A 22,724-nucleotide genomic window follows, 5' to 3' on the forward strand; every position below is an offset into this window, starting at 1 on the left:
TGTTTTCGAGAGGAGAGTGCCAATATGGAAACATTGAGATATACGTACGAATACGAAGTCGTGTCGACCGGTGAGAAATCCGAGTTCAGTCAGATGGCGACCAGCAAGGAAGAAGCGGCATCGTTGATCGTGGCGCGCATTGCCGATTTGGAATTCACGAGTGAAGACGATATCAAGCTGGGCGACCTGATTGCGATCAGCAAACAAGTCGGCGATAACTATGTGGCGTGCGAGGGCTGTGCTTCCTAAGAAAGCAAGGCCATCCATCGATGATCTAAAGGCAAGCGTTCCTTCAGGAAACGGCTTGCCTTTTTTGCATATCGACCAAATCATGAGCTTCCTTCGTTAAGGGAACATGCATTAATCGATATTGACGATTTTCCATTGATCTTCTTTGTTTTTCACAAAGAAATAGGTTAATCCGCTGTTCTCCACATTCCCCTCTGAGTCTTGGAGGGCAAACCGGACGCCAACCTGAATTTGTACTCTGCCGTCCATAGTGACTTTCTTGATGGTATCCAAATCATAAAACATATATTGAACGTTTTGTTTATCAAAGAATACCGAATGACGGCTGTAGCTTTCATGCAAGTGTTCAGCGAACTTCTCTTGATCTTGCGCGACAACCGCTTCAAGATTACTTTTCAGCTTGGTAATGATATCGTCATTGAAAAAGCTCTTTTTGAACGAATCAAAATCGATAAGTACCCCGGCCTCGAAGTCAGCCTCAGTCACATCATTGATCGTTCTTGTTGCAGCGTCGATCAACGTCTCGGTAGCTTCTGTAGGATGGTCCGCTTCTTTGGCTTGGCCCGTAAAAGTCTTGTTCGCAGAAGCTGCCTGGCTTGTTGGGTTGGCAGCTTCTTCTGCATTGGAGAGGGCCTCGGTATTTTCATCATTTGCACATGCGGATACAAGCAAGGCTCCTGCAATCCATGCAAACCATATGCTTCGCTTAAAAAATTTCAACAAATCTCTCATCCTCCCTTAGGGATATAAACGCGAAGAACGAAATGGAAGTTACGCGTATAGAAACAAAAGGGAGAATGAAAAAGAGAGGTATCTCGGCAGGCACCTGCCCGAGATACCTCTCTTTGCCTTTGGCTTAATATGGCGGCCATAACAGCTTGCGCGCCGCCTCATAGCGTTCGGCAACGGCAGGCCAATACACGACGTTCCACCAGTCTTCGATATATTTTTTGCGCTCGTTCTGATGTTTCAAGTAATAAGCGTGTTCCCATACATCGAGAGGGAGCAGGGGAACGATATCCATCTGCGAAAGGTTCTGGTGTTTTTCGGCTTGCAGTATTTCGAGTCTGTGGGCCCTCGGGCTCCAGACAAGCATGGCCCATCCGCCGCCTTCGACTTTGTTTGCGGCTTCCGTAAAGTGGTTTTTGAATGCTTCGTAGCTGCCGAAATCCCTTTTGATCTGTTCCGCAAGATTGCCGGATGGTTTGCCTCCGCCATGAGGGTTCATAATCGTCCAGAAGATGGTGTGCAGGTAATGCCCGGCCCCGTTAAACGCCAGCTCGCGCTCCCAGTGCTTGACTAATTCGAAATTGTTCCTTTTTCGCGATTCAGCCAGCTTTTTCTCGGCGGTATTCAGGCCGTCCACATAGGATTGGTGATGTTTGTCATGATGGATGCGCATCGTCTTTTCGTCGATGTACGGCTCCAGCGCATTATACGCATAAGGAAGCGGCGGCAAGGTATGGCCTCCAATGGGGACCGGCCTGGCTTGCACGGGCGTATGCGCAGTAACGTCGGATGCGGAGCCCGGGGAAGTCGAATCCGCGTCCATGCCGGGCGGGATGGATGGCGTAGAGCCTGCCGGCTGACCGGGCGGGGGAGAGGAGCTGCCTTTGGCCCCGGCAATGCCCGAATTTTCACTGCTGCGTAATTTCCCCGCTGCGCCTCCTGCATTTGCGATTTCCGCCTGGATCAGCGAGGAAAGCGACTCTCCTTCGGCATCGCGCATGATGCCGGACTTGCCGAGCGTATCCAGAACGCCGAGAAAGTATTCCGATTCGCGAATAAAGTGCAGAATGGCGGTTTTGGCAGGCGGAGCGGCCAGTATAGCGGCGCTTTGCTCGAGCAGGGCATACAGTTGCCGAATAAACTCCCGGGATTGCGTGCTGGCCGTGTTTACCAAATCCTCAAAGGCTCGCAGGATATAAGGATCTGGCGGGTGCGTGCCCGGCAACAGCTGTTTCAAAAGCCGGTTGGCGGCAGCCCCCGTGCTGGCAAAAGCGGCCTGCCATTCCCCGAGCAGCTTGACATAGGCGGGCTCAAGATCGGGAACAAGCGCCAGAATGATGATTGTATGCTCCTTCTCTTGTTCTTTCCAGAAACGAATTTCCTCCAGGATCCGCAGTGGAAGCAGCTTTCCATATTCATACCAGTTCATAACGGATTAAACCTCCTAATCACCGAATTTCGTCCCAAAAATATATTCGGATAACAGGCTGTCTTATGTATACGAAAAAAAAGAGCCCTCAAGAGGAACCCAAGAGGACTCGAATTTTCATGCAATTCCATGTTTCTGATGCATAGGCTTCAGTTGCGCTGATCGTCAATGGCTGCCGCCGGTATTCTGCACATCATCGTCGTCGGTGTTTGTGACATGACTGAGGAATGTGGAGACGCGTCGCAAATATTCTTTTGGATGCTCGCGGAAAATCAGCTCATGGTGCGCTCCGTCAACAATCCATTCCTCCGAATTGGCATTCGACTGGTTGGCGGCGAGCAGCTCCGCGATCGGGTAAGGCGCCTTCTCGTCTTCCGTTCCGTGAACGAAGAAGATCGGGAAGGGATAATCCTTCTTTTTGACTTCTTGGTACGGAATTTGCTGCAAGCCTGTGCCATTCAGGACAGGGAACAACAGGTTCAAAATTTCCAGCGTCGGCTGGCGCGGCAGGTCAATTTGATTATGGATATTATGGTATAGCGTATCCGGTTCCAGCAGAAACGTGCTGTCCAATATCATGGCGTCGACGTCCTGGGTTAACAGCCCTGCCTGCAATGCCGTACCCGCTCCCATCGAAAATCCCCATACGACGATTTCCTGGGCGCCGCGCTGTTTGGCGAATTGGATCGCTCCGAGCAATTGCTTGGATTCCGCCTTGCCGCCCGTAGCGACGGCTTTGTTGACCTGGGAGGCAAAACCATAATCGAACATCACCACGTTGAACCCAAGCTGATGGGCATAATGCGCCAAATCGTACATGGGCACCCAGGTTTCCTCCCGGTTGGCTCCGTATCCATGGCTGAAGATGATCGTTTTGTTTACGTCGGCGTCGGCAGGAATGTACCAGCCTTGCATGATGCGGCTTCCGTCGACGGCCGGGAACGTGATGTCTTCGTATTTCATGTTTTTGGCCTGCATCGGATTGGAAAAGACGGGGGCTACCGTAGGGTTGGACAGCACCCAAGCGATGTAGCCGTGAAGCGCGATGAAGCAAAATAACAGAAAAAATACAACGGAGAGCAGCAACGCCACGATAATATGTTTAAGCCGGATCAGCCTCGGAGACAGCGAAGAGGGCAGATCGGAAACTTTCGTTTGCAGCGGGGCCTCGCTCTGGGATGTCGGAAACATACATGCCCCTCCTTTGTTGAATCGGCTAAAGATGACGACGAATTCTCACTGACGATCATTTTCTCCAAAACTGCCCGCCGCCGGATTACTGGGGCGAAGAGGAGGAAAGAGTCAGATTATGTCGACATGACAAGTTCGGTTCCGTGAAAAAAACAGAGTTGGACGGTTATACTTATACCATTCAGGCATAAGCGAAAATATGAATTCGCTTTCGGAAAGTTATTCCAATAGGAACGAGAAAATGTGGAAACGCTCGTTCTTTTCCTCTTTGTGATGGCGAATAGACTTTTTTATTATCGTATGTTCCACCATAGCCAATGTCAATTCTTCAGGCGTATTTGTTACCTAATTGTTATATAGTTCTTTAGATGCATGGTTATTATTTCCTTTGAGTGCAAAATACAGGGGATGAAGTCTGATAACCTAGACCCCACGATACTTCTTCCGGTTCGAATTTAACGGGCATCGGTTTACAGATGGAATCGTTTCTCATATAATTTATGTAACCGAGTTTCATGTGATGAAACATGAGGAGGGCATTCTGCCATGGAGGACCGAAAGTTAACCGTCCGGGCTGTAGAACGGGCGCTGGATATATTATTGTGTTTTACGACCCGCAGCGATCTGGGATTGACCGAAATTGCCAGCCAGATCGGATTGCATAAGAGCACCGTGCATCGTCTCATGGCTACCCTGGAAGACCGGGGATTTGTGATCCGCGATGCGGCGACCGAGAAATACAGACTCGGCATTCGCATTTGGGAACTATCCGCGCATATGTCCCGGAGCGACGATCCCGCCATTTTGCTGCTGCCGGCGATGGAACGGCTGAGAGATCGGCTCGGGGAGACGGTGAGCTTGTATCTGCGCGACGGTGCCGAACGGATTCGGATACAGGCCGTACAGAGCGATCAGGCGATCCGCCGGGTGGCTCCCGTTGGCGCAAGGCTGCCGTTGTCCGTAGGGGCTTCCAGCAAGGTGCTGATGGCTTTTGCAAGCGAGGAAGACCGGGAAGAACTGATGAACGGCCCGGAATGGCCCGTATTCATCGATCCGCAGGCGTATTTGGCGCAGATGGCGGATATTCGGAACGCCGGCTACGCCACAAGTTACGAAGAGCGCGAACCGGGGGCTGCGGCGGTGTCCGTGCCCATTATGGGCCGGGATGGCCGGATCGCCGCCGCGTTGTCCGTATCGGGGCCTGTCAGCCGCCTTTCCCAGGAGACGCTCCATGAGTATGCTCCGGTCCTGAAAGAAGCTGCGGCGCAGATGGGACTTATGCTGGCCTGATCCGAAACGGCATTTTGGAAAATAAGGTTGTTTTTCCGCCATGTTTAGGCTAATCTGTAATGGACAGCCCAAGACATGGGCTGACTGAACTGAATAGGACGCAGCGGCAAAGTTGCCGCTAGCCGTCAAACGTTACTGGGGGAGTCCGAATTGTCCGGACTGAGACGGAATCGCATGAGATTCCGGACCCTTAGCACCTGATCTGGATCATGCCAGCGTAGGGAAGTAATCGGCGAAACAACGACGAGCATCGTCAATATGCCTTGAGTGAAGCTCCCCTGTGGGTAGACTTGCCGTGGCACGTTTGGCGATGAAGGATAAAGCCGGTTCCCTTGGGGAACCGGCTTTTTTAATGCAGTATCCGAGACATCACCGCATCTCCGTGGCATTCCGACAAGGTGGAGATGTGTGATGCGGCGGCCATGGTTGCCATGTTCCCGCCCGCCCTGGAGCTGTATCCGTGTTTTTGAATTCGCCCGTGCTGTACTTCCTTCATGCTTGGCCTGATGAACAGGTGCGCAGAATGAGCAATGCCGGACCATACCATGAGGAGGAGAACGAGCGATGAGTACAGGACACGAAACAGCGGGACAGGAAAACCATCGGGATACGGAAAAAGAAAGCATGGGGCGGCTGCGGCCTTTTCCGGGCAGCCGCAAGGTATACATTCAGGGCTCGCGACCGGACCTGTTGGTCCCCGAACGCGAAATTGCCCTTCATGACACAAGCACTCCCCAAGGGGTGGAGCATAACGAACCGCTCCGCGTGTACGATACGAGCGGTCCGATGACCGATCCGGATTATGAGGTGGACATCCGGACGGGCCTGCCCGCGCTGCGCAGGAAGTGGATTACGGAGCGCGAGGACGTTGAGTCGTACGAAGGCCGGTCGATTAAGCCGGAGGACAACGGCTTGAAGCCGGGCAGCACAAGAGCTGGAGCCGAGACGTATCCCGGCGTTACCGGGAAACCGCTGCGGGCACGGGAAGGGCGATGCGTGACGCAGATGCACTATGCGCGGAGAGGCATCATTACGCCCGAGATGGAATTCGCGGCCATCCGCGAAGGTGTGGAGCCTGAATTCGTACGGCAGGAGCTGGCCAGCGGCCGAGCCATTTTGCCTTCCAATATCAATCATCCGGAGAGCGAACCGATGATGATCGGACGCCATTTTCACGTCAAAATCAATGCCAACATCGGCAATTCGGCCGTATCGTCTTCCATTGAGGAAGAGGTCGAGAAGATGACCTGGGCCGTCCGTTGGGGAGCGGATACGGTGATGGATCTGTCCACGGGCAAAGACATTCACACCACCCGCGAATGGATCATCCGCAATTCGCCGGTACCGATCGGCACGGTGCCGCTCTATCAGGCATTGGAAAAGGTCGGAGGGGAGGCGGAGGCGCTGACGTGGGAGCTGTACCGCGACACGCTGATCGAGCAGGCCGAGCAGGGCGTGGACTACTTTACGATTCATGCGGGCGTGCTGCTCCGCTATATTCCGATGACTGCCAAACGGATGACGGGCATCGTGTCACGGGGCGGATCGATCATGGCGGCCTGGTGTCTGGCGCATCATCAGGAAAATTTCCTGTACACCCATTTCGAAGAAATCTGCGAGATCATGAAGCGGTATGACGTCGCCTTTTCGCTGGGAGACGGCCTTCGCCCGGGCAGCATTTATGATGCCAATGACGAAGCGCAGATGGCGGAACTCGCGACGCTGGGGGAATTGACCCAGATCGCCTGGAAGCATGACGTGCAGGTGATGATTGAGGGTCCTGGACACGTGCCGATGCACAAAATCAAGGAAAACGTGGACTTGCAAATGGAGATTTGCCAGGAAGCGCCGTTCTACACGCTCGGCCCGCTGACCACGGACATTGCGCCGGGGTACGACCATATTACGTCGGCCATCGGGGCGGCCATGATCGGCTGGTTCGGCACATCCATGCTCTGTTACGTTACGCCGAAGGAACATCTCGGCTTGCCGAACAAGGACGATGTGCGCGAAGGCGTCATCGCCTACAAAATCGCGGCCCATGCCGCCGATCTGGCCAAAGGCCATCCGCGTGCGCAGCGCCGGGACGACGCGCTTTCCAAAGCTCGCTTCGAATTCCGCTGGCGCGACCAGTTCAACCTGTCGCTCGACCCGGAACGCGCCATGTCCTATCACGACGAAACACTGCCTGCCGAAGGAGCGAAGCAGGCGCATTTCTGCTCGATGTGCGGACCGAAGTTCTGCAGCATGCGCATTACGCAGGATATCCGTGCATTTGCCGCGGAGAAGGGATTGTCGGAACAAGAGGCGGTTGCCGCAGGCATGCAGGAAAAGGCCGAAGAATACCGGATGCGCTCATAATGCCGGCCTTCTTGCGCGGTTGTCCGCGAATCCGTTAAATTGGCGTTATTTGTCTGTCCGCAACAAAACGGACAGGAGGAGAAGCAAAACAGCAAAAAGCAGTTCATCTCCCTATCTTGGGGAATGAACTGCTTTTTTGCATGTCATGTATCACAAGCCAGACTTTAGCTGCATATTCAATTCCCGTTGCAAATACGGTGCCAGAACGGAAAGGGGACTGTGCACGGTTATGCCGCTAGCCATCGTTACCCGTGCTGCCGCCGGAGCCATGGACAACTGGGCGGCAATCGGCGTCCAACCCGAATATCGTTCGGCATGCCGCATCAATCCCGCCTGAACGGCTGCCGCGTAACCTTCGCGGTCTCCGCGCATAATCAGCTCGAACGTGCCTGGCAGCAATACGCTCTTGGCTTGAAGGGCATGATTTGACGCTTGATGTTCCTCCTCCGGCTGTAAATGGCGCAAAAAGCGGTCCATCGTTCCTTGGACGGTGGATGGGTTGGTGAAGGCGAGCAAATAGGGCTTCGGCTGGCGCTGCATCATCGATAACAAGGGATCGTCGATGCCGATCACGGGAATGGAAGCGGGCAGGGTCTCCTGGTCCAGAACGGCCGTGAAGAGCGTGCAGGTGACGAGAATGGCATCGGCATGGCATCGGGCGATCCATTCCATCGTGCGGGCTACTTTGTCGCGGACGGTGTTTTCGGTGAAGTCTGCGTCGCTTTTGATCCGGTCTAGTCCCGGATCGACGTAGTGCACCAGTTCGACGTCATAGGCAGACAGCGCCTCCTCGATGAGTGCAATATTGGAATAATGGGCATGAAAGCAAGCGATGGTCATCATGAGGCATTCCCCTTTAGGATTGTTGCGGGAACCGTGTGAAGGTGCCGCGAACGTTTTAGCCCATTATAGAAACAGGAAGGGGGAATGTACAGCATTATCGCATGGATGGGGAGGCATTCTTTTTGGCCATTTTTTGCTGCAAAATGTCGTGGAAGGTCAACTCTTGGGTATCCCGGTTTTCTTTTTTCGGAGCGTTGACCGCTGCATTTCGCGGATACTGGTGATGGTATGGGATCATTTGCTGAATAGGCATGCGGATCATTCGGGTTCCTCCTTTTTGAGAACAGGTTATATGTAATATAAATATGATGATTTCAGAGCATGTTGATTGTTGTTTGCAAAATAGGCATATATGACTTGTTAGATGAAACAAGGGTGTGTAATGAACCTTTCCAAATCGGAATGTAGTGATTTTAACCCGATTTTCGAAATTGTAAACATTTTTAGCGATATTCAGGAGTAAAGGACCGTATATTAGGGGCGGTATATGGGAGCATGGGGCGGGGGGGTGTGCGGATAGTCCCGATCAAGCAAGACCAAAATGGGTCGAAAATAAGTCGTTTTGTCTGGTTGCATAGAAGGGGATAAGCGAACGAAATTGGTTCAATGGTCTGTAAGTACGGATAACAGAAGAACGGAAGAAGTGGGCGGCAGGGAATAGGGGAAATGAAACCGAATCGCATCATCGATGTGCAGGAAGGCGCACGCAAGGTGGGCGGGCAAACATAAAAAAAGCTGCCGGGACCCTTCCCGACAGCAAGCATGTTCAACATATTGCAGCCAAGTTATGAGCGTGGCCGGACGGCGATGTACAGTTCCGCCTGCATGTTCAGGGGATCGAGACTGCGTTCATCGTACAGCTCGAAGTCCCCGGTAAACGTGCGTTCGTCCCGGTTGTTCCAAGCCCATACAGCCCCCCAGGCTTCGCTGACCACTTCGGCCATGGGGCCTGTTCTGGTTGCAAATACAGCGTATGTCGCGGGCGGGATTTCAATGACTTCCAGATGGGGCGGCAGTGCATCGCCCGGTGCCAGTTCATGTCCAACCAGAATCGTGTATTCTCCGAGAACTCCATCCGCATAATCCGTGTAGCAGCCATAACGAGGCGTCGTGGCAGCAGGAAGGTCAGGCAAGCTCCAGTAACGCTCCCACAGCGCTTGTATGCTGCCTTTGCCGCTCATCTCCGCGCCATTGCTGGTTCTGGCGGTGACGCCGGCTAACCGTTTCGCTGGCAGGGTGACATACGTGACAGGCTGTGCCGAGGGAGATGCGTTATGCTCCTGCTTCAATTCGGCAGACGTCATCCCGGCTTGCGCGGATGCACTCCATCGTTTTAGGAAGGGAAGCTGATGGCGAAGCATCGATCGCGCGGACGGCTCGTCCATGCCTTCCTGAACGAGAATTGCGGTGCACATCTCAATCATGCCGTCCAGCGATATGTCCGGCTGCTCGAAACGCCCCTCCTTATAACAATAGATGCAATACTCGCTGGTGCTTTTCCCATCCATTTCGGTGCCCCACTGGGCAGCATTGCCGAGCGGCATTCCGCAGCTTTGACATACAGTCATGTTCATTGTAGTTCCTCCTTGTTTTTCTTCTATCGATCAGTCATAACCGAAGTATAAACGGAGGAACTGGACAGCTATCTGTCAAGTTTGCGGGGGGGTGGCATAATTTTGGGCGATCTGCACGGCGATCCGGCGTATGTGCTCGCGAATGTGAGGCGGCTCCAACACTTCGACGTCAGCTCCGAAGCTCAGGATGAAGCCATATAACCAGTTGTCTTCCGGGAACGCGACCTGGCTGATATAGTATCCTTGGCCATCCGGAACGACGTTTTCGATGCCGAACCATTCTTCGGCGGTATGCCGTGCCCGTGCATGGAAGCGGAGCGTGAGCCCCGTCTGGTTATCCGGAGCGGTCCATTCCTGCTGCCAGGGTTTGTCCTGCGGCTGAACGGGCCTGCGTTCGAAGCGGCCTTCAGTCAGCGCGACATCCCGCATGCGGACCAGCTTAAACATGCGAAAATCGTCGCGTTCATGGCAGAAGGCATACAGGTACCAGGAATGCCTTTTGAGCACCAGCGTGTGGGGATCGACCGTCCTGTGCGAATGGACGCCCTCTGCGCTGCAATATGTAAACGTGATGGAACGCAGCTGGTCGATGCCTTGCTCGATATGCCGCAATTTCTGCTGCAGCGCCTCGGAGTAAGTCCATGTGGAATAATCCACGATGAACCGGCTCGTATTGGCCTGAAAATCCCCGTTTCGGGATGCCGGCACGATGCTGCTCAGCTTCTCCATCAACAGATCGCGTGCCGTACTGGCATGGGCCGTCGAGACGCTCCGCAGCGCGGTTACGATCGAAGCCAGATCCTGATCGGTGAGCACGTTCCGGTCCAAACGATAACCTTCGGCCAGCCCGATGCCCCCGCTCGCTCCCTGATAGGTTACTACCGGAATGCCTGCCTGGCCCAGCGTATCAATGTCGCGGTAAATCGTACGAACGGACACCTCGAACGTGTCGGCCAAGTCTTTGGCCTGCACCCGGCCCCGATTGATTAACAATACTACGATGGCTAACAGTCGATCCAGTTTCATACATCTTTTCCTTTCCGAAGATTCAATGATCCAGCCAGTTGTGTTATATTGTTGAGCATCACATACATGGAGTGGAGTAAGCAATGAAGCGGATTACGATATTGGTTGCCGACGACGAAGTGGAGATTGCGGACCTGGTGTCCCTGCACCTCCAAAAAGAAGGATACCACACGATCAAGGCGTTCGACGGAAAAAGTGCCATTCAAGCGATTCAGACGCAAACGGTCGATTTGGCCATTTTGGATATCATGATGCCCGGCATGGACGGTTATGAGGTAACTCGCAAAATCCGCGAGCAGCATCATTTGCCGATCATTTTTTTAAGCGCCAAAACATCGGATATGGATAAAATTACGGGACTTGTCATGGGCGGGGATGACTATATGACCAAACCTTTCAATCCAATGGAATTGGTTGCGCGCGTGAATTCACAGCTGCGCCGTTTTCTGCAATTCAGCCAGGCTGCACCCGTCAACCGTTCGGTATTGGAGATGGGCGGGCTGGTCATCATGCCTGATCAGCACCGCGTCACGCTGTATGGCAAAGAGGTTGATTTGACGCCGAAGGAATTCGACATCCTGTATCTGCTCGCCAGCCATCCGAAACAGGTGTTCAGCGCGGAAAGCATCTTTGAGCAAGTTTGGGGCGAAGCCTATTACGAGAGCGGCAACACGGTGATGGTGCATATACGGACATTGCGCAAAAAACTCGGCGAAGAGATGGACAAAAACAAGTTTATCAAAACGATCTGGGGCGTGGGGTACACCTTTAATGAATAATCAAAAAAAACAAAGAAGCTTTCGCACCACGATGATTATGCTGCTTGGCCGGAGCATGCTTGTTTCGGGCGCGATTACCTACGGGGTGTACAAGCTGCTTCAGTGGTATTATTCCGGCGTCCGTGCAGAGGATACATTGGCCGATTACCGGCGTTTCATGAAAAGCGTGGGGGATATTTATTTTTTCATGATTTTGTTTATCCCGCTGGCGATTCTGTTTTTCTTCTGGTTCACAAGGTCTTACGTCTCCCATTTCAAGGAGATTTCGGAGGGAATACGTCATCTGGCCAATGGCGATTTTCAGCATCGCGTCCGGATTTCGTCCAAAGACGAGCTCGGGGCAATCGCGGAGGACGTGAACTTGGCCAGCCAAAAGCTGCGCGATGCCGTGGAACGCGGCGATTTTGCCGAAAGCAGCAAAGACCAGCTCGTGGTCAATCTGGCGCATGACCTGCGGACTCCGCTGACTTCCATTCTCGGTTATCTGGATCTGTTGATGAAGGATGATCAATTGACGGAGGAGCAGGCCAAACATTATACCTCCATTGCTTTCACCAAATCGCGGCGCTTGGAAAAGCTCATCGACGGGCTGTTCGAGATCACCCGAATGAACTACGGCATGCTGCCGATCAACAAGCAGAGACTGGATCTGAGCGAGCTGCTGCGTCAAATGAACGAAGAGATGTATCCCGTTTTCGAGAAAAATCATCTGACCTCCAGGCTGGACATCGAACCCGATCTGATCGTGCATGGGGACGGAGAAGTGCTGGCCCGCGTATTCGAAAATTTGCTCATGAATGCTGCCCGCCACGGCAGGGACGGATTATACGTAGATATTCGCGGCCGTACGGAAGGCGAGCAGGTGGTCATTCAGGTCGTTAACTATGGGGACAGCATCCACCCCGAAGATTTGCCTCATATTTTCGATATGTATTACAGGGGGGATCGGGCGAGAACGCTGCAGGAGGGCAGTACGGGGCTGGGGCTGTTTATCGCCAGAAATATCGTGGAACAGCATGACGGAGTCATCTCCGTGCATAGCGATGTGATTCACACGGCATTCGAAATTCGCTTGCCTGTTTTAAAGTAAGATCGGCGATTTAAGAAAAACTTTATTTTTGCCGCACTTTTTCTTAAATTGTTTCCACTATTCTTGGTATTACGAGAGAAGGGGGAACAACGTAATGAAAAAGTGGGGCTTTTTGATCGTCCTGATTGCGCTGGGGTATATTTTTCTGCGCTCTTCCGTGGCGATGCCCGACCAGGATCAAACGGGAGTGCCCGTCATGGAGCTGGGAGAAGCCGTGGACGGCTGGAGTGCTCCTGGACGGGAGATAACCCTGGATTTGCGGAACGACGTTTATCAAGGGGACTTGCTGCTCGTGAACAAGGAATATCCGGTACATGCCGAAGGCGTGCGTAAGGATATTGTCCGTTTGGCGGACGAGCGTGACTTGGATCGAGGATACGTGATTCTTGATCGGGACATTCAGCTGTCGCGCAAGGTGGCAGAGGCGTTCCGGCAAATGGTTGAAGCAGCCGCAGAAGAGGGTGTAAGGTATTTCCTGATCAGCAGCGGCTACCGGGATTTCGATAAACAACAGCAACTCTATGCGGAAAAGGGTTCCGATTACGCGCTTCCCGCCGGTCACAGCGAGCATAACCTGGGCCTTTCGCTGGATATCGGCTCGTCGCTGGGTGCGATGAGTGAAGCGCCGGAGGGTGCCTGGCTGCAGGAAAACGCGTGGAAATACGGCTTCATTCTGCGGTACCCCAAAGATAAGGTGAACATCACGGGCATTCAATACGAACCATGGCACTTTCGGTATGTAGGGCTTCCGCATAGCGCGATCATGCACCACAAAGACCTTGTGCTGGAGCAGTATCTGGAGCTGCTTCGGGAAGAGAAACGGATTGGGGTCGAATTGGATGGCATACATTACAGCGTAACGTATTATCCTGCCACGCCAAATGCCAATGTATTTATTCCCGAGAAGGGCGAATATGAGATATCGGGGGATAACATGGATGGCGTCATTGTGACGACCAGCAACGAAGAGCAGTAGAGCTAACATGAACGCAAGGTAAGGAGGTTGCAGAGATGAACGCAAAAGGATGGCACATCAAGATCATATGGGGAGCGGCTCTGTTTCTGTACCTGGTCGTATTGCTGAAACTGATCTTGTTCAAAGGAGGGGCGATCGATTTGAAGCATGTTGCGGTTCAGGTTATGGAGACGGTCAGGCGGCCGGATTTGCTGCACACCCGGTCCATGAATCTGGTACCGTTTCGGCAAATCGCGCAGGAATGGCACCAACTGTCATTGCATCATCCGGCTTCCGCCCTGAATCTGATCGGCAATGTCCTGGCTTTTGTGCCGCTGGGGATTTTCCTTTCTTTTATGCCGGGCGCGAAAAGGCTGTTCACGGCACTGCTCGCTTGCACGTTGCCGCTGCTGCTGAGTTTGGCGTTCGAGGTAACGCAGTTGCTGACAGGCATGGGTGTTTTCGACGTAGACGACCTGATCCTGAACAGCTTCGGCGGGGCGGCAGGTTATATGATTGCCGGAACGCTTGCGGCAATGGGGTCTGTTGTGCTTTCGTTAAGCAAGGTTGATGCCGGTGCGAAGAAATACAAGGAAACATAGGGCGCGATTGGACTTGTCGATACAGCCAAGTCAGACACATAAAAACATTGGGTGCAGGAGTTTGAACCTGTTTTCGGATAAGTGAACTCTTGCGCATGTTTGAACGATATTTAAATACCAAAAAGAAGCCCATGCTTGTGTTGCGTGAGCTTCTTTTTGGTGCAGGGGGACGGATTTCCTGCTACTGCATCGTCATACTACATTAGAGCTGATATGGTTGGCCTTCTGCATAGGTCCGTAAGGTCGGGCTGCGCGAGGGGGGGGGTGGTTGTTTTTTCCAGGAGAGAGCAGCTTATATGGCGAAATGGTAGATGCACCGCATGGACGCCACATACTAACGTCAGGTATGAACGCCGATTACGTAACGAACCTGAAGATTGCTTATTGGGGTGAATTGGCAAGCAAATCAGACCTAACGAATCGTAGACACGTTATTTCCTTGAAGTGGTTTGCAGAAGGCTGCTTTGACGTGAAATAGGGTGTCTGAGGTTCATTAGACGTGGATGGAAGCAAAATTCGTGTATATAAGGTGTCTGGGTTTCGTTAGAATACGTGGCGGCTGTTAGCAGGGATGGTAGCATTTCTTTTGCAGGATTCGTCCGAGTATATGGTGCCGAAGATTTTGTGGACTGGGCAAACGTCGAGAAGATCAATCAAAGAGGTTTATATTCCATAGAGGCTCCACCAAATGATGAGCATGTCGATTGGACCTTTCATTTTTGATACACCAAAGTATCATAAACAAACGCCCCGCTTCGTATGGTTGTACGAAGCGGGGCGCTTAAATTTATAGGTCTTAATGTTTTACAGCATTAACCTTTTTTCATCATTTGACGCAGCACTGTTTGCAGGATGCCGCCGTTATGGTAGTAATCCACGTCAACCATGCTGTCGAGACGGGCAATTACGGTGAAGTGGAACTGGGTTCCGTCTTCGCGGGTAACGTTAACCGTCAGTTCTTCACCCGGTTTCACGTCATTGCTGAGACCTGTGATGTCATATGTCTCGCGTCCGTTCAGACCGAGGCTGGACCAGCTTTGGCCTTCTTGGAATTGCAGCGGCATTACGCCCATGCCCACCAGGTTGCTGCGGTGGATACGCTCAAAGCTCTCAGCGATGACGGCTTTGACGCCGAGCAAGAAGGTGCCTTTCGCCGCCCAGTCGCGTGAACTTCCCGTACCGTACTCTTTACCTGCGATAACGATCAGGTTCTGTCCTTCGTCCTGATACTTCATGGAAGCATCGTAGATGGACATTTCCTCATCCGTAGGCAAGTATTTCGTAATACCGCCTTCTGTTCCAGGAGCAACCTGGTTGCGGATTCGGATGTTGGCGAACGTACCGCGCATCATGACTTCATGGTTACCACGGCGAGAGCCGTAGGAGTTGAAGTCTTTGCGTTCCACGCCATGATCTTTCAGATACAGTCCGGCCGGGCTGGATGGAGCGATATTCCCCGCAGGGGAGATGTGGTCCGTCGTTACGGAGTCACCGAGCAATGCCATAACGCGTGCGGAACGGATATCCGAAATGTCGGTCAGCGTATCGCCAAGATTTTGGAAGAACGGCGGGTTCTGGATGTACGTGGAGTTCGGGTCCCACTCGTACAATTCGCCTTCCGGTACGGAGATCCGGTTCCAGCGCTCGTTTGCCGTAAATACGTTCTCGTATTTGCTGCGGAACATATCGGCGTTCAGGGAGCTTGCGATCGCATCCTTGATTTCCTGGGAGCTAGGCCACAGATCTTTCAGGAAGACCGGCTCGTTGTTTGTGTCATAACCGATCGGATCGGTTTCGAAGTCGATGTTCACCGTTCCGGCCAATGCGTAAGCTACAACAAGCGGCGGCGAAGCCAGATAGTTGGCTTTGACTTGAGCGTGAACGCGTCCTTCGAAGTTACGGTTGCCGGACAATACCGCCGCTACCGTCATGTCGTTCTCGGCGATCGCTTCGCTGACTTCGTCCGGAAGCGGACCGGAGTTCCCGATGCAAGTTGCGCAGCCGTATCCGGCAACGTTGAATCCGAGCTTATCGAGGTATTCGATCAGGCCCGCTTTTTCCAGATACTCCGTTACGACGAGGGAACCTGGCGTCAAGCTGCTTTTTACGTAACCTGGTTTGGTCAGGCCGCGTTCAACCGCTTTTTTCGCCAGCAATCCTGCACCGAGCATAACGCTAGGGTTGGATGTGTTCGTGCAGCTTGTGATCGCCGCGATAACCACCGCACCTGTAGTCAGCTCGCTGGAAGAACCGTCCGGATGTTTCACAGGTACCTTTTGCGCGATCTTCTCTTCGGTCAGGCCATATCCGCCTTTGTCGATCGGCGTGCGGATGATGCTGTTGAAGCCTTCCTTCATTTGAGTCAGCTCAATGCGGTCTTGCGGACGCTTAGGTCCGGCAAGGCTCGGCACGACGGAGGCAAGGTCGAGCTCGATGACATCGGTAAACACAGGATCAGCCGTGCTGTCCGTGCGGAACATGCCTTGAGCTTTGTAGTATGCTTCCACGAGTTCAACCTGTTCGTCGGAACGGCCCGTGCTGCGCAGGTAGTTCAGCGTTTCGCTGTCAACCGGGAAGAAACCGATCGTTGCGCCGTATTCCGGTGCCATGTTGGCTACCGTTGCACGGTCTGCAAGACTGATGTTGGCAAGACCAGGTCCGTAGAACTCGACGAATTTGCCGACAACGCCTTTTTTACGCAGCATTTGCGTTACGGTCAGTGCCAGATCCGTTGCCGTTGCGCCTTCGCTCAGGCTGCCTGTCAGTTTGAACCCGATAACGTCAGGTGTTACAAAGTAGAGCGGTTGGCCCAGCATGCCTGCCTCGGCCTCGATTCCGCCGACACCCCAACCAACAACGCCAAGCCCGTTGATCATGGTGGTGTGGGAATCCGTACCTACGAGGGAGTCAGGGAATACAAGCGTTTCGCCATCAACCGTTTTCGTTGCAGCTACGGATGCGAGATACTCCAGGTTGACCTGGTGAACGATCCCTGTGGATGGTGGAACGGCACGGAAGTTGTTGAATGCCGTTTGCGCCCAACGCAGGAAACGGTAACGCTCTTCGTTGCGCTCGAACTCGACTTTAATGTTGTAGTCCAGCGCGTCGTTCGTACCGAAAGCGTCAACCATGACGGAGTGGTCGATGACGAGGTCAACCGGAACGAGCGGGTTGATTTGTTTAGGGTCTCCGCCTGCTTTTTTCACGGTGTCGCGCATGGCTGCAAGATCCACGACCACCGGCACGCCGGTGAAGTCCTGCAGGACGATCCGTGCAGGGATGAAAGGGATTTCCTTATTATTGTCACGGCCTTCTGCCCAGCCGGTCAATTGTTTGACATGGTCTTCGGTAATGGCACGTCCATCGAATTGGCGAACGGCTGCTTCGAGCAGCACTTTAATGGAGAAAGGCAGCTTGGAAAGATCGCCGTGGCCATTTTCCTGAAGAGCATCGAGACTGTAGTAGCGGTAAGATTTGCCTCCGACCTCAAGACTGCGGGCGGCGGAGAAATGATTCTTGGCTGACATACATGTACCTCCTTCAAATGTGCGGTGCGATGAAGTTGAACGTTCATTCAGCGGAAACAGGCCTTCATCCATCCATGTTTCCGGTTGGTAGTTTCATTAGATGAAACACAATTTCAAAATCGTAACTTTAGTTCTAAGTATACCGTTTTCACCTCTCCACGTAAAGGGCTTTTTGCCCGCAGCATCAGGTCCGCAAAAAGAATGTATGCGTTTTCCGCATGGAGGCTGGGAGCTTTGCCCATCGATGAATTCGCATTGATCCAAACATACAACGACACGTCCTTTCATATAGATGGAAGAAAGTATGTGTGCAAGCCGGGCGGTGCATATCCCGGAGCAGAACAGCCAAAGGGGGGCTAGGCTTGGAACGCGAATGGAAGAGTGCTTTATATGCTTACGTGAACGAATACAACCGCTGCGAGATCGATCACCGTGCCTTGAAAGGCGAGCAGGTCGTGATTGACGCGATATTTAGGGCGGAACGCGAAGAACGCATGGCCAGGCTGGAAGATTGGTATCGGATGCGCCGTGCCGTTCCTCTTCGCGGCGAAACCAGCGCCAAACTGGTGCGCACGGTGTCCGAGAGCCCGGAGGAGTCCGTGGTGGATGTGCAGCTGTACGTCAGGCTGTTTTATGCCAAAGAAGGCATTACCCATCGGGATGAACGGATCGAAAGGGAGAGGCTGACCTTTCAGCGGCATAACGGCAAGTGGGTAATTGCCCGCGTCGAACGGGAAGTTTCGGAACGCCATCCTGTCGGGGATAAGGTACCCTACCATCATGCCGATTTGCAGTCGCTCAATCTCCCCTTATTGAATCGGGAGGTGCTGGGACAAGGCAGAGGGGGCGTAACCAAACAGCGGGAGTATCGGAGGGATCTGGCCGTAGCCTATGCCGACCAATGGTGGAATTCAATCAATCCGGCTTATGAAGAGTTCGAGGTGGATTGCACCAATTATGTGTCCCAATGTCTCTTTGCAGGGGGAGCACCCATCAACTATACTGGTAAAAGGGAATCGGGCTGGTGGTATAAGGGCTATGTCAACGGCTCGGAAATGTGGAGCTACAGTTGGGCGGTATCGAACGCTTTGGAACGATATTTGACCCATAGCACGCGGGGGTTGACCGCAACGGTGGTCGAACGTCCCGAACAGCTGCAGCTCGGGGACGTCGTCCTTTATGATTGGGACGGCGACGGCCGTTACCAGCACAGCACCATCGTCACCGCATTTGACGCGGGCGGCATGCCGCTGGTCAATGCGCATACGGTTGCCAGCCGCCACCGTTTCTGGGATTACCGGGATTCCTACGCCTGGACCGAACGCACGACGTATCGGCTTTTCCATATTGACAGCGTATTTTAAGCAGGGAAAAGATGCTGCGGGTGCGGTGACGGAAACATCCAGGTCCGTTTAAAATATCTATTAGAATAACAACGATGCAGGGAATGCAAACTTAACGCATCGCGCACAGACAATCGGAGGTTACGCATGAGCATGGATAAATTGACAGTTGGCGTCGTTTACGGAGGAAAATCGGGAGAGCACGAGGTTTCGCTGCAGACGGCGTTTGCTGTAACGAACGCGTTTGATTATGAAAAATACGAGTTGGTTCCTTTCTATATTTCGAAGCAGGGATCATGGAAAAAAGGACCGGTGATGCACGCGCCTTTCAAACAAATCGAGGATCTGAAGCTGGAGGAGGCTGCGGGAGGAACGAAAGAAGCGCTGAACGCGCTGTTCGGACGCCTTTACGGAGGAGATGAGACTATAGACGTCATGTTCCCGCTGCTTCACGGAACGTATGGCGAAGACGGCACGATCCAGGGCATGTTCGAAATGGCAGATATGCCTTATGTGGGGGCTGGCGTGCTCGCTTCGGCGGGCGGCATGGACAAAGTGGTCATGAAAAAGCTGTTTGCGCAAGCCGGCATTGACCAATGTGCCTTTACCTATTTTAATGCAACGCAATGGAAACAGTCCGAGCATGAGATGATGCTGCAGGTCGAAGACCAGCTGGGTTATCCGTGCTTCGTCAAACCGGCGAACCTGGGTTCCAGCGTGGGCATCTCCAAAGCGCGCAGCCGCGATGAGCTGAAAAAGGCGGTCGAACTTGCGCTGCGTTATGATACCAAAGTGGTGATCGAAGAGTTCGTCGATGCGCGCGAGGTAGAAGTCAGCGTGCTCGGAAATGACGAACCGATGGCATCCGTGCCAGGGGAAATCGTCTCTTCCGGCGAATATTATGACTATGCCGCCAAATACATCGACGGACAATCGCAGATGCTGATCCCGGCTCCGCTGGATCCGGAAGCTGCCGATCGTGTCCGCGAAGCGGCACTGCAGGCGTTCCGCGCCATCGAAGGCAGCGGCATCACCCGCGCGGACTTTTTCATCCGCCGATCGGACGGGGCGCTGCTGATCAATGAAGTCAACACCATGCCCGGATTCACGCCGTATAGCATGTATCCACTGTTATGGCGGGAGACCGGCGTTTCCTATGCCGAGCTGCTGGACCGCATGATCGAGCTTGCCCTTGAACGTTACAAGAACAGACAGGCGCTCCAATTCGAGAGCGGCGTGAACGCATAACCTCAACCGAAAAGGAGAAATGTGGGATGGGCTTCCAGACAGAATTCAATTCCGTATGCAAATTCAAAAGCGAGCAGGAGCTGTTCGAGCTGCTGGAATACGGCCGCGGCAAAATGGTGAAGCAGGGCTTCCGGGTATTTCCCACCGGACAGAAGGTCATCGCCTATACCCCCGATAACGTGGCCGTAGCCATCGTCAAAATTTTGGCTTCCATTGCCGAAATCAACTTTCAGGGCCAGGAAGTGACGGAAGTCGAAATGCAGCTGATCCGCAAACTGACCGAAGAGGAATCGCGTATCCAGACGGCCCTTGCCGACGAGATGTTTTTCGGGGAGCACGCTCAGGACTAGCCGTAGATGAACTCCGTTTTTTCATCACCGGAAAAGGGAGAGATTAGCGTCCTCGTTTTAGGGTAAAACTTGGAGGTATACAGAGGAGGCATTGACGGCCTTCCATACCATTGAGTTATTTACCCCTGAACGAGAGGAAGGACGCTGCATGCTTGTACGTTTTGGATATGTGGCCATGTCCGTCATCGTCGAGAATGCGTCCCCTTCCCGCACGATGACGATGGCCAGCTTCAACAAAATCGGGGACCGGGAAGCAGCGATTCGCAAACTGGAGCGCATTGCGGCCGAGAACCTTCACAATACGCTGCGTTTGCTCAGACACAACAAGGCAAGCCGTATTCATGTTTACCGTTTCTCCTCCAAGCTGATCCCGCTGGCCACCCATGAGGATTTGAGCGACTGGGACCCGTTTCCGGCGCTGACGCATGAGTTCTCTGCCATTGGAGAGTTTGTGAAGGAGAACGGCATGCGCGTATCCTTTCATCCGGATCATTTTACGGTGCTGAGCACGCCGCGCAAGGAAGTGCTTCGCAACTCCGTTCGCGATCTGCGCCATCATGTTCGGATGTTTGAGGCCATGGGATTGGATGCAACCGCCAAAAACAACATTCATATCGGCGGCGCTTACGGGGACAAACTTGCGTCGGCCGAGCGCTTTAAGCAGCATTTCATGGAGTTGGACCCGGACATCCGGCAGAGGATCACGCTTGAGAACGACGATAAAACGTTCAATGCTCCCGAGACACTTGCCGTTTGCCAAACGCTGGGCGTACCTATGGTGCTCGACATTCATCATCAATGGGTGAACAACCAGGGCGAGAAGCCTTGGGAGCTGTGGCCAGGCGTGTTGGAGACGTGGCAGACGCCGCTGGCTCAAGCAGATGCCCCGGCGGACCGGCCTTTGCCTCCCAAAATCCACGTGTCGAGTCCCAAGAGCGAGAGGGACCCGCGCGGCCATGCCGATGGCGTGGAGTTGGAGCCTTTGCTGACGTTTTTGCGCCATATTGCCGCACGTACCCCTGCCCTTGACGTCATGATTGAAGCCAAACGCAAGGACGAAGCGCTGCTTCAACTGATGCAGAAGCTGGCAGCCCTTCAGGAAGAGGGGATCGAGTGGGTGGACGAGTCTACCGTCATCATACGTCCATAACGCCAAAAGGGGCCTGGGCGGCAAGAAACTTTGCGAACTGCGGGGCGTATACTTTTAACAAGACTATTATAGGTTTGCAGATTGATATAGAAAGTAGAGTGAACGCTTTGAATGAGAAGGAAAAAACGCCTTATGTCGTGACAAGCAAGAGCTATACTGCCGTGGCGATCAACGCCGCATCCAAGGCCGGAGAATGGATCAAGAGCCGTCTTGGCACGGTTGCCGAGCCTGGCACCAAATATTCACCGCAGGACTTGGTGACAGAGGTGGATAAAGGCGCAGAGCAGATGATTCGCCGGCTGATCCTGACGCACTTTCCCGATCATGCCATCTTGGGCGAGGAAGGTGTTGAACCGGGACCGGAGGCTTCGGCCAAAGCATTGAAAGAAGCGCAGGAGGAAGAATACCTGTGGATCGTCGATCCGGTGGACGGCACGACCAATTTCGTGCATGGTTTCCCGTTCTATTCGGTATCCATCGCCTTGGCCCATCGCGGAGAAGTGATCGTGGGAGTGATCTATGATCCCTCCCGTGACGAAATGTTCGTGGCGGAAAAAGGAAAAGGAGCCTACGTTCACGGTAACCGCATGAAAGTGTCGAATGAGCAGAACCTGGCCCAAAGTCTGATTGCCGTCGGCTTCCCGGCAGATCCTACATTTGCGCTGCCGCTGAACATGGCGGCAGTGCAGGCTCTTGCGCCTCAGGTACGCAACCTGCGCGCCGGCGGATCGGCCGCCCTGCATTTGGCATACGTTGCTGCAGGTCGTCTCAGCGCGTACACCGAAGTGGGGCTGAAACCGTGGGACATCGCGGCGGGGGCACTGCTCGTGGAAGAGTCCGGCGGCCGTGTGAGCGATACGATCGGAACGCCGTACCAGTTGTCCGTGAGTCATGTCGTGGCCAGCAATGGCGCCATTCACGATGCATTGACCGACGTGCTGAAGAAAGCACGCGCCACCGGTTTGGAATAATTAGACCGAATAAGAGA

General features: G+C 53.4%; 20 protein-coding genes and 1 riboswitch. Of the genes, 12 read left to right on the plus strand and 8 right to left on the minus strand.

The features are described 5' to 3' along the window. Positions 1–24: 24 nt before the first annotated feature. A complete protein-coding gene (locus tag MKY59_RS03400) occupies positions 25–249 on the plus strand; it encodes a hypothetical protein (protein WP_236420788.1) in 225 nt (74 codons plus the stop codon). Between the two features lie 111 nt (positions 250–360). Here the strand turns inward: MKY59_RS03400 and MKY59_RS03405 are convergent, their stop codons facing one another. The 3 genes from MKY59_RS03405 to MKY59_RS03415 all read right to left on the minus strand — a co-directional run bounded on the left by MKY59_RS03405 (position 361) and on the right by MKY59_RS03415 (position 3,598). Next, entirely contained in the window at positions 361–972 is a 612-nt protein-coding gene (locus tag MKY59_RS03405) for a hypothetical protein (RefSeq protein WP_339275993.1), read from the minus strand. A gap of 133 nt (positions 973–1,105) precedes the next feature. Then, complete coding sequence (locus MKY59_RS03410; protein ID WP_339275994.1) at positions 1,106–2,407, minus strand: Fe-Mn family superoxide dismutase; 1,302 nt, start codon at positions 2,405–2,407, stop codon at positions 1,106–1,108. Between the two features lie 165 nt (positions 2,408–2,572). Then, positions 2,573–3,598, minus strand: a complete 1,026-nt coding sequence (locus MKY59_RS03415) for an alpha/beta fold hydrolase (protein WP_236420791.1) — start codon at positions 3,596–3,598, stop codon at positions 2,573–2,575. A 546-nt stretch (positions 3,599–4,144) separates the two neighbouring features. Here MKY59_RS03415 and MKY59_RS03420 point away from each other — a divergent pair. Beyond that, positions 4,145–4,888 carry an IclR family transcriptional regulator gene (locus tag MKY59_RS03420; protein WP_339275996.1) on the plus strand — a complete coding sequence of 248 codons (744 nt, stop codon included), beginning with the start codon at positions 4,145–4,147 and terminating at the stop codon, positions 4,886–4,888. A gap of 127 nt (positions 4,889–5,015) precedes the next feature. Next, a riboswitch (TPP riboswitch) is annotated at positions 5,016–5,129 on the plus strand. 383 nt (positions 5,130–5,512) lie between these two features. After that, positions 5,513–7,249: a phosphomethylpyrimidine synthase ThiC gene (gene thiC / locus MKY59_RS03425; RefSeq protein ID WP_339278316.1), complete on the plus strand. Its 1,737-nt coding sequence runs from the start codon at positions 5,513–5,515 to the stop codon at positions 7,247–7,249. Positions 7,250–7,399: 150 nt separating this feature from the next. Here the strand turns inward: thiC and MKY59_RS03430 are convergent, their stop codons facing one another. The 4 genes from MKY59_RS03430 to MKY59_RS03445 all read right to left on the minus strand — a co-directional run bounded on the left by MKY59_RS03430 (position 7,400) and on the right by MKY59_RS03445 (position 10,692). Beyond that, positions 7,400–8,092, minus strand: coding sequence for a hypothetical protein (locus tag MKY59_RS03430; protein ID WP_339275998.1), 693 nt, complete (start codon positions 8,090–8,092; stop codon positions 7,400–7,402). A gap of 94 nt (positions 8,093–8,186) precedes the next feature. Then, on the minus strand, positions 8,187–8,354 hold the full coding sequence (locus MKY59_RS03435; protein WP_236420795.1) for a hypothetical protein: 168 nt from the start codon (positions 8,352–8,354) through the stop codon (positions 8,187–8,189). Positions 8,355–8,877: 523 nt separating this feature from the next. After that, positions 8,878–9,666 carry a zinc ribbon domain-containing protein gene (locus MKY59_RS03440; RefSeq protein WP_339276000.1) on the minus strand — a complete coding sequence of 263 codons (789 nt, stop codon included), beginning with the start codon at positions 9,664–9,666 and terminating at the stop codon, positions 8,878–8,880. A 75-nt stretch (positions 9,667–9,741) separates the two neighbouring features. After that, entirely contained in the window at positions 9,742–10,692 is a 951-nt protein-coding gene (locus tag MKY59_RS03445) for a YafY family protein (protein WP_339276001.1), read from the minus strand. An 83-nt stretch (positions 10,693–10,775) separates the two neighbouring features. Between MKY59_RS03445 and MKY59_RS03450 the strand changes: the two genes are divergently transcribed. The 4 genes from MKY59_RS03450 to MKY59_RS03465 all read left to right on the plus strand — a co-directional run bounded on the left by MKY59_RS03450 (position 10,776) and on the right by MKY59_RS03465 (position 14,118). After that, the gene (locus MKY59_RS03450; RefSeq protein WP_236420798.1) at positions 10,776–11,471 is read left to right on the plus strand and encodes a response regulator transcription factor; all 696 of its coding nucleotides are present in this window, start codon (positions 10,776–10,778) and stop codon (positions 11,469–11,471) included. Beyond that, positions 11,464–12,561 carry a HAMP domain-containing sensor histidine kinase gene (locus MKY59_RS03455; RefSeq protein WP_236420799.1) on the plus strand — a complete coding sequence of 366 codons (1,098 nt, stop codon included), beginning with the start codon at positions 11,464–11,466 and terminating at the stop codon, positions 12,559–12,561. The genes MKY59_RS03450 and MKY59_RS03455 overlap by 8 nt, the downstream gene beginning before the upstream one ends. 94 nt (positions 12,562–12,655) lie before the next feature. Then, positions 12,656–13,537: a M15 family metallopeptidase gene (locus MKY59_RS03460; protein WP_339276002.1), complete on the plus strand. Its 882-nt coding sequence runs from the start codon at positions 12,656–12,658 to the stop codon at positions 13,535–13,537. Between the two features lie 35 nt (positions 13,538–13,572). Next, the gene (locus MKY59_RS03465) at positions 13,573–14,118 is read left to right on the plus strand and encodes a VanZ family protein (protein ID WP_236420801.1); all 546 of its coding nucleotides are present in this window, start codon (positions 13,573–13,575) and stop codon (positions 14,116–14,118) included. Positions 14,119–14,930: 812 nt separating this feature from the next. On the opposite strand, the gene acnA is transcribed toward MKY59_RS03465, so the two are convergent. Beyond that, positions 14,931–17,645, minus strand: a complete 2,715-nt coding sequence (gene acnA / locus MKY59_RS03470) for an aconitate hydratase AcnA (RefSeq protein ID WP_236420804.1) — start codon at positions 17,643–17,645, stop codon at positions 14,931–14,933. A 362-nt stretch (positions 17,646–18,007) separates the two neighbouring features. Here acnA and MKY59_RS03475 point away from each other — a divergent pair, with 362 nt between their 5' ends. From MKY59_RS03475 to MKY59_RS03495, 5 genes are all read left to right on the plus strand, one after another. Beyond that, positions 18,008–19,009, plus strand: a complete 1,002-nt coding sequence (locus MKY59_RS03475; RefSeq protein ID WP_339276005.1) for an amidase domain-containing protein — start codon at positions 18,008–18,010, stop codon at positions 19,007–19,009. A 126-nt stretch (positions 19,010–19,135) separates the two neighbouring features. After that, entirely contained in the window at positions 19,136–20,236 is a 1,101-nt protein-coding gene (locus tag MKY59_RS03480) for a D-alanine--D-alanine ligase (protein WP_339276006.1), read from the plus strand. Between the two features lie 26 nt (positions 20,237–20,262). Next, positions 20,263–20,586 (plus strand): hypothetical protein, encoded by a 324-nt coding sequence (locus MKY59_RS03485; protein ID WP_236420807.1) that lies wholly within the window; start codon positions 20,263–20,265, stop codon positions 20,584–20,586. 148 nt (positions 20,587–20,734) lie between these two features. Continuing rightward, positions 20,735–21,736: a UV DNA damage repair endonuclease UvsE gene (uvsE, locus tag MKY59_RS03490; RefSeq protein WP_339276007.1), complete on the plus strand. Its 1,002-nt coding sequence runs from the start codon at positions 20,735–20,737 to the stop codon at positions 21,734–21,736. A gap of 98 nt (positions 21,737–21,834) precedes the next feature. After that, on the plus strand, positions 21,835–22,707 hold the full coding sequence (locus tag MKY59_RS03495) for an inositol monophosphatase family protein (RefSeq protein ID WP_236420809.1): 873 nt from the start codon (positions 21,835–21,837) through the stop codon (positions 22,705–22,707). Positions 22,708–22,724: the final 17 nt, after the last annotated feature.

Source organism: Paenibacillus sp. FSL W8-0426 (assembly GCF_037969725.1).
Taxonomy (GTDB): domain Bacteria; phylum Bacillota; class Bacilli; order Paenibacillales; family Paenibacillaceae; genus Paenibacillus; species Paenibacillus hubeiensis.

Excerpts from the sequence above, each read along its gene's own strand:
- MKY59_RS03400 (WP_236420788.1), top strand. The coding sequence starts at position 25 with ATGGAAACATTGAGATATACGTACGAATACGAAGTCGTGTCGACCGGT.
- MKY59_RS03410 (WP_339275994.1), bottom strand. The coding sequence starts at position 2,407 with ATGAACTGGTATGAATATGGAAAGCTGCTTCCACTGCGGATCCTGGAG.
- MKY59_RS03415 (WP_236420791.1), bottom strand. The coding sequence starts at position 3,598 with ATGTTTCCGACATCCCAGAGCGAGGCCCCGCTGCAAACGAAAGTTTCC.
- MKY59_RS03420 (WP_339275996.1), top strand. The coding sequence starts at position 4,145 with ATGGAGGACCGAAAGTTAACCGTCCGGGCTGTAGAACGGGCGCTGGAT.
- thiC (WP_339278316.1), top strand. The coding sequence starts at position 5,513 with ATGGGGCGGCTGCGGCCTTTTCCGGGCAGCCGCAAGGTATACATTCAG.
- MKY59_RS03430 (WP_339275998.1), bottom strand. The coding sequence starts at position 8,092 with ATGATGACCATCGCTTGCTTTCATGCCCATTATTCCAATATTGCACTC.
- MKY59_RS03435 (WP_236420795.1), bottom strand. The coding sequence starts at position 8,354 with ATGATCCGCATGCCTATTCAGCAAATGATCCCATACCATCACCAGTAT.
- MKY59_RS03440 (WP_339276000.1), bottom strand. The coding sequence starts at position 9,666 with ATGAACATGACTGTATGTCAAAGCTGCGGAATGCCGCTCGGCAATGCT.
- MKY59_RS03445 (WP_339276001.1), bottom strand. The coding sequence starts at position 10,692 with ATGAAACTGGATCGACTGTTAGCCATCGTAGTATTGTTAATCAATCGG.
- MKY59_RS03450 (WP_236420798.1), top strand. The coding sequence starts at position 10,776 with ATGAAGCGGATTACGATATTGGTTGCCGACGACGAAGTGGAGATTGCG.
- MKY59_RS03455 (WP_236420799.1), top strand. The coding sequence starts at position 11,464 with ATGAATAATCAAAAAAAACAAAGAAGCTTTCGCACCACGATGATTATG.
- MKY59_RS03460 (WP_339276002.1), top strand. The coding sequence starts at position 12,656 with ATGAAAAAGTGGGGCTTTTTGATCGTCCTGATTGCGCTGGGGTATATT.
- MKY59_RS03465 (WP_236420801.1), top strand. The coding sequence starts at position 13,573 with ATGAACGCAAAAGGATGGCACATCAAGATCATATGGGGAGCGGCTCTG.
- acnA (WP_236420804.1), bottom strand. The coding sequence starts at position 17,645 with ATGTCAGCCAAGAATCATTTCTCCGCCGCCCGCAGTCTTGAGGTCGGA.
- MKY59_RS03480 (WP_339276006.1), top strand. The coding sequence starts at position 19,136 with ATGAGCATGGATAAATTGACAGTTGGCGTCGTTTACGGAGGAAAATCG.
- MKY59_RS03485 (WP_236420807.1), top strand. The coding sequence starts at position 20,263 with ATGGGCTTCCAGACAGAATTCAATTCCGTATGCAAATTCAAAAGCGAG.
- uvsE (WP_339276007.1), top strand. The coding sequence starts at position 20,735 with ATGCTTGTACGTTTTGGATATGTGGCCATGTCCGTCATCGTCGAGAAT.